9 protein-coding genes are annotated in these 10,687 nt (G+C 63.6%); 6 read left to right on the top strand and 3 right to left on the bottom strand.

Annotated elements, in window-relative coordinates:
• The coding region (locus M0954_RS06990; RefSeq protein WP_297352319.1) for a methyl-accepting chemotaxis protein at positions 1-483 on the top strand (483 nt) is incomplete at its 5' end.
• 110 nt (positions 484-593) lie between these two features.
• A complete protein-coding gene (locus M0954_RS06995; RefSeq protein ID WP_297352321.1) occupies positions 594-2,309 on the top strand; it encodes a hypothetical protein in 1,716 nt (571 codons plus the stop codon).
• An 80-nt stretch (positions 2,310-2,389) separates the two neighbouring features.
• Here the strand turns inward: M0954_RS06995 and M0954_RS07000 are convergent, their stop codons facing one another.
• The 3 genes from M0954_RS07000 to M0954_RS07010 all read right to left on the bottom strand — a co-directional run bounded on the left by M0954_RS07000 (position 2,390) and on the right by M0954_RS07010 (position 5,541).
• Complete coding sequence (locus tag M0954_RS07000) at positions 2,390-2,770, bottom strand: DUF5594 family protein (RefSeq protein WP_297352322.1); 381 nt, start codon at positions 2,768-2,770, stop codon at positions 2,390-2,392.
• A 108-nt stretch (positions 2,771-2,878) separates the two neighbouring features.
• On the bottom strand, positions 2,879-4,108 hold the full coding sequence (locus tag M0954_RS07005) for a CocE/NonD family hydrolase (protein ID WP_297352324.1): 1,230 nt from the start codon (positions 4,106-4,108) through the stop codon (positions 2,879-2,881).
• A gap of 257 nt (positions 4,109-4,365) precedes the next feature.
• Positions 4,366-5,541, bottom strand: a complete 1,176-nt coding sequence (locus M0954_RS07010; RefSeq protein WP_297352326.1) for a porin — start codon at positions 5,539-5,541, stop codon at positions 4,366-4,368.
• A gap of 204 nt (positions 5,542-5,745) precedes the next feature.
• Between M0954_RS07010 and M0954_RS07015 the strand changes: the two genes are divergently transcribed.
• The 4 genes from M0954_RS07015 to M0954_RS07030 are packed head-to-tail and all read left to right on the top strand — an operon-like array spanning position 5,746 to position 10,568.
• Complete coding sequence (locus tag M0954_RS07015) at positions 5,746-7,845, top strand: FUSC family protein (protein WP_297352327.1); 2,100 nt, start codon at positions 5,746-5,748, stop codon at positions 7,843-7,845.
• Between the two features lie 34 nt (positions 7,846-7,879).
• Complete coding sequence (locus M0954_RS07020) at positions 7,880-8,089, top strand: DUF1656 domain-containing protein (protein ID WP_122151834.1); 210 nt, start codon at positions 7,880-7,882, stop codon at positions 8,087-8,089.
• Positions 8,086-9,111 carry an HlyD family secretion protein gene (locus M0954_RS07025; RefSeq protein WP_122151835.1) on the top strand — a complete coding sequence of 342 codons (1,026 nt, stop codon included), beginning with the start codon at positions 8,086-8,088 and terminating at the stop codon, positions 9,109-9,111. Before M0954_RS07020 ends, M0954_RS07025 begins: the two co-directional genes overlap by 4 nt.
• Complete coding sequence (locus M0954_RS07030; protein ID WP_122151836.1) at positions 9,108-10,568, top strand: efflux transporter outer membrane subunit; 1,461 nt, start codon at positions 9,108-9,110, stop codon at positions 10,566-10,568. The genes M0954_RS07025 and M0954_RS07030 overlap by 4 nt, the downstream gene beginning before the upstream one ends.
• The last annotated feature ends 119 nt before the right edge of the window (positions 10,569-10,687 follow it).

The raw sequence follows: 10,687 nt of genomic DNA on the forward strand, positions 1-10,687 counted from the left end.
GTCGACATTACCGGCGTGGTCGAAGCCATTGCAGCGCAGACCAATATCCTCGCGCTCAACGCAGCAGTCGAAGCGGCTCGCGCGGGCAGCCAGGGACGCGGCTTCGCAGTCGTCGCAAGCGAAGTGCGTAGTCTCGCGCAGCGCTCGGCGGATGCCGCGCGCGAGATCAAGGAGCTGATCCGCGACTCGGTGTCGACCATCGAAGTCGGCACGCAACTGATCCACCGCGCGAGCGATACGATGGATGGCGTGGTGGAAAGCGCGGGTAGCGTCACGCGCATTGTCGAAGCCATTGCAACCGCTACGGTCGATCAGGCCACCGGCATTGCCGAGGTGAACGACGCCGTGAACCAGATGGATCAGGTCACGCAAAGCAACGCGGCACTCGTCGAGCAGGCCGCCGCGGCGGCCGATGCAGTGCAGAACAAGGCGTCTGGCCTCGTAGAAAGCGTCAGTTTCTTCCGATTGGGAGTGACTGCCTAACGAATCTGAAAGCGCTACGTCAATAATCGTTCACAAAGCGCTGCTACGGTAGCGCGGTTGTCCTGCAGGTCCGTCACTAATATTCCCCCAATGCCGTACGGAGACTACAGATGCAAACCGCTGCCCGCTCACGCCTGCTCACCGGCGTTCTTTCCCGCTTCAAGTCCCGTTCTGTTCTCAAAGCGCGAAGCCCACTGGTAGCGCTCACACTGATCGCCGCAAGCGCAAGTGCATTTGCGCAGCAATTTCCTTCAGGCGGTCAAACCCCGTTCTTTCCAGGCTTGCTGGTAGTAAGCCGCAGTGTTTACGACGATCTGTCGAGCAATGTGCAGGTGGGCACGATTCTGCCGCCGAACTGCGCCAACACGACGGGTGGCTGCAGCACCGGCGCCACGGTCGACGGCACCTATCCGTACGTCTGGAACAACGTGCTGTCCGATGCGAACTTCGGCATCACGTCGCGAATCTATCTCGATCAATTGACGCCCTCGGGCGAAATCGTCAGCTCACTCGAAGTCCCCAACAGTCTGCATCCCCAGCGCGATTCGAACGGCCAACTGGTCACGAGCTTTAGTTCGAAATCCGAACTGGCGTTGCATCTGTCCACGGACGGCCGCTATCTGAGCTTTGTCGGCTACGTTGCGCCCGTGAACGCGATCGATGCCTCGAACGCGAATACACCTGGTGAAGTCGATCCGACCAATCCGGATGGGCAGAACGTGTTTCGCGGGATTGCACGCGTGGACGGTCTGGGCAATTTTCGCTTCACCGAAACGAATGCCTTTAGCGGCGACAACGGACGCGCCGCCATTCTGAACGACAGTAACGGCCACGACTTCTTCTATGCTACCGGCAATGCTGGCAACGGCTCGAATCCGCAGCCCGACGGCGTGATCATCGGCACTGGCGCGCAGTTCGTGGACGCGTCGAACCAGTCTGAGGCGCAGCAAAACCCGGGCACACCCACGCCGCTCGGCAGCTTCTCCGTCACCGAACTCGGCGCCAAGGCCGACAAGATCGGCAAGGACGACAACTTCCGCGGCATCACGATCTACAACAACGTGCTGTATTACACGAAGGGCAGCGGCAGCAACGGTGTGAACACGGTGTACTTCCTCGACACCACAGGTAAAGCCTGCCCGTATGGCACCGGCGTGCCGGCGGCCAACGCGAAGCTGCCCACCACGCCACTCGCCTATGATGCCGCGACGCTGCAAGCGAGCGGTCTGCCCAGCAATATGTGCATCCTGGCCGGCTTCCCCACGACACTCACCAAGGACCTGACGACGCCCGCCTTCCCGTTCGGCATGTGGTTCGCCAACGCCACGACGCTGTACGTCGCGGATGAAGGCGATGGCTACACCGGTGGCACCGATCTGTTCACGCACGCCGCCGCACAAACGGGAGCAGGGCTGCAGAAGTGGATCTACAACGCCTCGGCGAAAAAGTGGACGCTGGCTTATACGCTTCAAGCCGGTCTGAATCTTGGTATGGAGTACACAGTACCGGGCTATCCGAGCGGATCGAATTCGGCCACGGGCCTGCCGTGGGCGCCTGCTACTGATGGCCTGCGCACCCTGACGGGCCGCGTCGAAGACGACGGCACGGTGACGATCTGGGCGATTACGTCGACGGTCAGCGGCGATGGCGATATCGGTGCGGATCCGAACCGCCTAGTGGTTACGCGCGACGTGCTGAAGAATGCGACCGCCGCCGGCGCCGCCAGGGAGAAGTTCGTGACGCTGCGTAGTGCGGGCTTCGGTGAAGTGCTGCGCGGCGTGTCGTTCGCGCCGGGCAGCATCGCCACGGACGGGAATCGGTTCTAAGCGGTCCGAGAGGGCGAGACCTGCCCTCTGATCCCGACAGATTCGGCGGGTACGGCGCCGGCTGCTTCACAGCGCCGGCGTCAGGACTCGAAATCCAGACCGCCGATCAATATCTCGGGCTCGGCCTGAGTATGCGAGCGGAAATCGACCTCGCGCGCGTTATGCCACGCATCGAGCTTGCGTGGAATGGCATTCAGATAACTGGCGAAGCGCGCCTCGCCGCCCTCTCCCATCAGACACTCGATTTCGTCGCTGTCCCAGGTCAGATGCAGATTGAGCTTGTGCGGATAGGGCCGCACCACTTCGATCGGTTCGGCCCACACCCTGACGCTGGTCGGATGGCCGTGGCCGTGATACGGCAACACTTCCGCGTGCACGCCCGTGTCGAACAAGGCGGCGATGGTCGCGGCAATGCGGGGGGCGAATTCGTGGTCGAACCTGGCTACGGTCTCCGGATTCATATCGATCTCTCCGTCGAGCTTTGCAAGGCATCGTAGCATGAGGGGGACGTGCGGCGGACAGGCCAGACAGGCGCGAGGCCCACACCCAGCACAGTCGCGCGGCCCGCCCTACTGCACCACTCGCTGCCCCAGCGCATAAACCTTGCACTCCGACCACCTCGAACCGCAATACGCCAACGCATGCTCGGCGGCTTCCTGCGGCGTACGCTCGATCAGGGTATTCGAGCAATGGCCGCCTGCGGCAATCACAAATGCCTTGCCTTCGTTACGCGAGGCGCCATACAGCGCGAACCGTTCCTGGCAACCCTCATTCAGACCCGCCGGTTGCGGCAATGCAGCGGGTGCAGGCAACTGCACGACGATCTGGGTCGGCAGATTCAACGTCTTCAGGAACGGTTCCACCGTCGGCCACCAGGTTTCGGCGGGCGCATCGTAGAGCAGTTCGTGACCGTCATCGCCAAATGGCGGCAACACCGCAAGCTGCGCCGAAACGCCGTGCGAGGTGTACGCGCTAAGCATCTGCCGCGCGAGATCAGGGTTGAAATAGTGATCGTTCTCCGACCACACCCACTGGCTCGGAATCTTCGCCGTCGAACCGTACTGCTCGACCGCCGCAATCAGTTGATCCGGCCGGCACACGGAGTCCGGGCGGTTCGAACCACGGCCGCCGGCGAAATCGAGCACCCCAACCACGCCTTGGGGATTGCGCGCCGATGCCGCGAGCACGGCAAGACCGCCGGTCGATTTGCCGAGCAACAGCACGCGCTGACCATCTACCCAAGGTTGCGCACGCAACGAGTCGAGCGCGCCCAACAGGTCGTCGGCCGACGCGTTGCCCGGCGAAAGATAGTCCGGGTTGCGGCACGGACCTCCGCTCTCGGCATACGGACCGTCCGAGTGCCCAAAGCCGCGACGCAAGACGATCACGGCAGCGTAGCCCCGTTGCGCAAACGCCACCGCCGCGTTCAGCAGCAGTTCCGGCGCACGGTCTCCAACACCCGTCGCAGCGACGCGCGGTGTGCCCGGCGTCATCAGCACGAGCGGCCAGCGCCCAGCGCGGTCCGGGCGCACTACCAAGGCTTCGAGGTGGGGCTTCGCGCCGTCCGGCAAGGTGATCTGCAACGCGATGGGCTCACGAACGAGACCTGGCAATAGCGCCGTTTCGTCAGACGATGCGTTCGCGGTCGCTTGCGACGGCGCCGCCGCCTGCTGCGCCCATGTCTGCAAGGGCACACTCGCCATGACGAGCAGAAGAGCATAGGAGCGCATGAAGCGCGAGTTCAGGCCCGGAAGCTGGATACAGCGTTGCCAGATGGATTGGGCAGTCTTGTCGCTCATTGTTAAATGCCTATGCGCGTTTCGAGCCATACAACATGGATGGATAGCGTGCCGTCTTGTTCGCCGCATGAGAGTGTAGTCTGCGACCCTTCAAGGGGTCTACACCGCGCTGCGAGCGAACCGCGTGCGCCCCTGCGAGTCGCGTCCAGCCATGCATCAGGCATGAAGCATCATCGAAAAAGGGCCTACGGTTCGCACCGTAAGCCCTTGCTTGCTGTAAGCCCAGCCCGATCCAGTTCGGTTAGGGTTCCTCCCAATCAGAACCTGTGGCGAATCCCCACCACCGCCACGTCCTGCGAGTTGGCGCCCGAGTTCACACCAAAATCGCCGATCGACGCATCCGCGCTCACCACGGTGCCGCTCGAGTTCAAGGTGTTACCGCTCGCCTTCTGATAACCGAACAGCGCATACAGATCGGTGCGCTTCGACACGGCATAGTCGGCGCCCAGGTTGACCTGGTTATAGTGGGCAGACGCCGGCCCCGTCAAGGACGTGTAGTTGTAACCCACCCCGGCCCGGACCGCAGGCGTGAACTGGTAGTTGAAGAACACCGAGCCGTTGTTGAACTTCGCGGTATCGCGGAAGGAGGAAAAAGCATCGCTGCCGTACTGGGTGTTCGAGTACGTCAAGCCGGCGGTCACCGGGCCGATCACGTATTGACCGCCCACCTTGGCAATCTGGATCGATTTGGCGCTGGCAAAGCCAGAGTTGATGACCGTATTGAACAGGCTGTCCGAACTGCTGGTCCAGGTGCGCAAGCCCGCCGTCGCGGTGTTGCCGCCATTGGCGTAGAAATAGCCAGCGCCGAGCGACAGCGGCCCGTTGGCATAGGCCCCGCCGAAGCTATACGTCCGGCCGCTGCCGTTCGCACCGGCCACGCCACCCAGGCCGTACAGCGCCTCGACCTGGAAGCCCGAAAAAATCGGGCTGACGTACTTGACCGAGTTGTTGACGCGCAGGCTGTTGTCGTAGTTGTCGAGGTCGCCCGGCGTGCCGAACACGCCGCCGAAGTAGTTGTCCTCAGTCAGACCCTGGACCAGATCGACGATCGGGTCATATTGCCGTCCCAAAGTGACGGTGCCCCACCCATTGCCGGTCAGGCCCACCACCGCCTTGCGGCCGAACTCCCGGCCGCCCTGGCCCAGCGCGCCGGTGCCGACGTTAAAGCCATTCTCCAGCTGGAAGATCGCCGCCAGGCCGCCACCCAGATCCTCGGTGCCTTTAAGGCCCCAGCGGCTGCCGGAGATATTGCCGCTCGCGAACTTGATCAGCGTGGACTGGTTCTGGCCGTTGCTGCTTTGGGCGTTATGCACATAGGCTATGCCCGTGTCGATGATGCCGTACAGCGTGACGCTGCTTTGCGCATGCGCACCGGCGGACAGGAGCAGGCCGGCAGGCACAGCCAGGAAGGAAAGGCGCTTCTTCATCTTCATCGAGTAATTTCCCTAGTCGAGGGTGTTGTTTTAATGACCGGGGTGAACGATAAGAGAAGCGAGCAGGAACGAAAACAAACGAATTCTTCGATGCATATGAAGCAACGTGACTTCCATTGGCCGCAATGTCGCACGATCGCCATAGACTCATTTATCATGCAAGCTTCATGCACCTCCATCCGGCGCGCCACCGCATAACAAGCCATGGTCTACCCCTCACTGCGCGACTGGCTGTTTTCGGTCAAGACCTTTGCGGCAGCCATGCTCGCCCTCTACCTCGGGCTCGCCTTTCAGTTGCCGCGGCCCTACTGGGCCATGGCGACGGTCTACATCGTCTCCAACCCGTTTGTGGGCGCGACCCGTTCGAAGGCGCTCTACCGGGCGCTCGGCACTGCCCTCGGAGCGTCGGCAGCGGTGCTGTTCGTGCCGCCGTTCGTCGAATCCCCGTACCTGTTCAGCGTGATCGTCGCCCTCTGGACCGGTACGCTGCTGTACCTCGCGATCTCGGACCGCACCGCACGTAGCTACGTCTTCTTGCTGGCGGGCTACACCATGCCGCTGATCGCGTTGCCGGCGGTCTTCAATCCCACTGCCGTCTTCGACCTCGCCGTCACCCGCACCGAGGAGATCCTGCTCGGCATCGTATGCGCCGCCGTCGTGGGGGGCGTCATTCTGCCGAACCGCCTCGCGCCGACCATCATCGAGCGCACCGAAGGGTGGTTCCGCGACGCCGTCGTCTACGCCACCGAAACGCTGTCGGGGCGCATTGCGGGCGCCTCGATCTCGGCCTGCCGCCAGCGCCTCGCCGCCACCGTCAATAGCCTCGAACTGCTGCTCAGCCAGCTCGCCTACGATCACACCCGGCCCGACGTGCTAAGCCGTGCTCAAGACTTGCGCGGTCGCATGCAACTGCTGCTGCCTATCATGTCGTCGCTGGCCGATCCTCTGACAGCCTTGCTCGGCGACCACCGGACGCCTCCCGCCAGACTCGAGCCGCTGCTCGCCGATGTCGTCAAATGGTTCAACACGCCGCTGCGCCCGGCGAACCAGGATGAGCGGCCCGATCTCGAAGCCGACGTCCTGCGCGAGCGCATCGCCGCGTTGCAGCCGCCGCCTGCGACGCTCGCCACCTGGGAAGGCGCGGTCCTCTCGAACGCCTTGTGGCGTCTCAAGCAGGTCATCGACATCTGGCAGGACTGCCGTACGCTGCGGCGCATCGTCGTGGAGGAGGACGGCACCTGGCAGCCACGCTTCCGGCACTGGCGGGTGGGCGGAACAGAGCGCTATTTCGACCGCGGCATGATGCTGTTCTCCACCGGCTCGGCGGTCGGCGCGATCGTCCTTGGCTGCGTGCTGTGGATCAGTTCCGGCTGGAACGACGGCGCCGGCGCGATCACGCTCGCCGCCATTGCATGCTGCTTTTTTGCGGCGCTCGACGAGCCCGCGCCGCAGGTGTTCAAGTTCTTCACGGCGACCTCGGCCAGTGTCGTGCTGGCGGGACTTTATCTGTTCGTTGTGCTGCCGAACGTGCACGATTTCCCAATGCTCGTGATCCTGTTTGCGGGTCCGTTCATCCTCGTCGGCACGCTGATCCCGCGTCCGCAGTTCAATCTCGCGACCATGCTGGTGGCCGTCAATACCGCGACCTTCATCAGCATTCAGGATGCCTACGATGCCGACTTTTTTATCTTCGTGAACAGCAACCTCGCGGGTCTGGCGGGGCTGCTGTACGCTTACCTGTGGACCCGCGTGACGCGGCCGTTCGGCGCCGAGCTTGCGGCCTCCCGACTGATGCGCTCGAGCTGGGCCGACGTGGTGTTGAGCGCCTCGACCAGGCCCATTGAAGATCAACGCAATCTGGCGGCGCGCATGCTGGACCGCCTGATGCAGCTGATCCCGCGTCTCGCCGCGACTGACGACAACCGCCATCCGTCCATCGAGAGCTTCCGCGATTTGCGCATTGCCTTTAATGCGGTCGACCTGCGCCGCCTGCGTCTGAAGCTCGGCAGCGAGACGTCCGCTGCGATCGATCACGTGCTCGACGGCATTCGCGGTCACTTCGAAACCTGTGTCGCGCGCCGCAAACGCCAGCCGGTGCCCGAGAGCCTGATGTCCGCCATCGACTCGGCGCTCGCACGGGTCGGCACCCTGGGGCTCGTCAATACAGCGAACAGCACGGCCCTCTATACACGGCAGTTGCGCGATGCGCAGCATGCGCTGGTCGGCCTGCGCCTGTCGCTGTTTCCGGCCACGATCGCTTCGCTTGTTCCACCTGCCGCGCCTAACCAGGAACCTGCCACATGATGCGACCACTGACCTCACCTCAGGATAACGAATCATGATCGGCGAAGTCGATGTCTTCGGCGTGTTCGTGCCGGCCGTGCTGGTGCTGATGTTCGTCGCTTATGTGCTCGGCCTCCTGATTCGCACGGCGCTCGAGCGCACCGGTTTTTATCGCCTTGTGTGGCACCGTTCCATTTTCGATCTCGGCATCTATGTGCTGCTGCTGGGTCTTGTCGTCCTCGTCTCGCACCGGTTCATAACGTGAAAAAAACCTGGTTCTCCATTGGTCAGATCCTGCTGACCCTGATCGTCGTCGTGATCGCGGGCCTCGTGTTGTGGAAGATGATCAACTACTACATGTTCTCGCCATGGACACGCGACGGCCGCATCCGCGCCGACATCATCCAGGTGGCGCCCGACGTGTCCGGTCTGATCACCGAGGTCAACGTCGTCGACAATCAGCAGGTCAGGCAGGGGCAAACGCTGTTCGTGATCGATCAGGCGCGTTACACGCTCGCGCTGCAGCAAGCGCTGGCCACGGCGCAACAGCGGCGCGCGACACTCGATCAGGCCCGTCGCGAAGACGTCCGCAATCGTCAATTGGGTGACCTCGTCGCGCGCGAAGTGGCGGAAGAAAGCCGCTCGCGTGTCGAAACGGACGAGGCGGCGCTCAACGATGCGCTGGTCGCGGTCGATACCGCGCGTCTGAATCTGCAACGCACTCACATCGTCAGTCCGGTGGATGGCTATCTGAACGACCGCGCGCCGCGCACTGGCGAATTCGCGTCGGCAGGCCGGGCGGTGCTGTCGGTGGTGGACATGCATTCGTTCCGCGTGGACGGTTACTTCGAGGAGACCAAGCTGAGCGGCATCGATATCGGCCAGGCCGTCGATATCAAGATCATGGGTGAGCCGGGTGTGCTGCGCGGCCACGTCGCCAGTATCGTGTCCGCGATCGAAGACCGCGACCGCGGCGAAGGGGCAAACCTGCTGCCGAACGTGAACCCGGCCTTTAGCTGGGTGCGCCTCGCGCAACGCATCCCCGTGCGCGTCGCGCTCGACGATGTGCCGAAGGACTTCCGCATGATCGCCGGACGCACCGCGACCGTGTCCGTGCGCGGACTCGCGCCGTCGATAGGTTCGCAGGGCGCGGTGGACCATAGGACTGCTTCGGGTGTGCCGGCCACCTCACAGCCGGCTTCGACACCGCCGTCTCCGGCGCAGCCGGCTGCAGTTCCGCCCGCCTCGGCAGCGACTGCACCATCCGCAGCGAGCGCCGCGCGATGAAGCCGTTGCGTACCCTCCCCGCTCTGCCGCTGGCACCGCTGGCGGCACTGGTGCCGCTCGCGTTAGCCTTATGCGCCTGCACCGTCGGTCCGAACTATTCGCTGCCAAAGGCCGCGGTCATCAACGCGCCGTTCGCCGACGCGGCGCTGCCCGACGTCGACGGTCAGCACGTCTCGCAACAACCGGTGCCATCCGACTGGTGGCATCTGTACGACGACCCGGTTCTCGAACAGCTCGTGAGCGACGCGTTGAAATCGAACACGGATCTACGCGTCGCCGCCGCGAATCTGGCGCGTTCTCAGGAAGCGCTCGGCGTTGCCGAGGCGCAAGGCGGCTTCTCCGGCGGTGCGGAGGCCGCATTCGCACGGGCGCAGGAGTCCGGGCAGCAATACCTGATCTTCAGCAAGATCCCGGTCTCAAACGAAGGCGACCTGGGCATTCGTGTCTCGTATGAATTCGATCTGTTCGGCAAACTGCGCCGCGGTGTGGAAGCAGCGAATGCCGAGAGCGAAGCGACCCGGGCAGCCGGCGACCTCGCGCGGATCACCGTGGTGGCTGAAGTGGTGCGTGCATACATCGAAAACTGCTCGGCGGCCGAAGAACTGGCCATCGCGCAGCAATCGCTGGCGCTACAGAAGCAGCGCGTGGACGTTTCGCGGCGTCTGCGCGACGCCGGCCGTGGTAATCAACCGGATGTGACGAGCGGACAGACTCAGGTCGAGTCACTGGCGGCGGATATTCCGCGCTACACCGCGCGCCGCAAGATCGCCCAGTATCAGCTCGCGATGCTGCTCGCACGGTCACCCTCCGATCTGCCGCCTGCCGTCCTCGCGTGCAACACAGTGCCGCAGATCAAGCAGGCGTTGCCGGTCGGCGACGGTGCCGCTTTGCTCAAGCGCCGCCCAGACGTGCGCGAAGCCGAGCGCCAGCTCGCGGCTTCGACAGCGCGGATCGGCGTCGCCACTGGCGCGCTGTATCCCACCGTGAGTTTCGGCGCCTCGACTGGGACGGTTGGCCTTGCAGAAGATCTCGTGACGTCGCAAACCGACTACTGGAGATTCGGACCCCTGATCAGTTGGACTTTTCCAACCAACGGCGCGCGTGGCCGCGTGCGCGTAGCGGAGGATGCTAGCACGGCGGCGCTCGCGCATTTCGACGGCGTGGTACTTAATGCACTGCGCGAAACGGAAACGAATCTCGCCACCTATGTGGCCGACTACACCCGCGCCGATGCCTTACGTGCGGCACTCAAGTCCGCTACGCAGTCAGCTGGTGAAACGCATCGCCTGTATGTTGGCGGCCGCGAGTCGTTTATTTCGGATCTCGATGCAACACGCACGCTCACCTCGACCCGCGCCCAGGTCGCGGCAGCGGAGGGACAGGTGGCGGTCGATCAGGCCAACCTGTTCCTCGCGCTGGGCGGTGGCTGGGAGCCGGAGCCGACACCGGCTCAGTGATGATCCGAATACTCGGCACGCGCCACCGGCACCGAAGCCACGTGCGCGTACTGGAACGCAGGCATGGCCTTGATCGCTTCACGCGTGCCGCCCGGCAGCGTCAGCTTGCCCTTCACGAA

Source organism: Paraburkholderia sp. (assembly GCF_026225065.1).
Classification (GTDB): domain Bacteria; phylum Pseudomonadota; class Gammaproteobacteria; order Burkholderiales; family Burkholderiaceae; genus Paraburkholderia.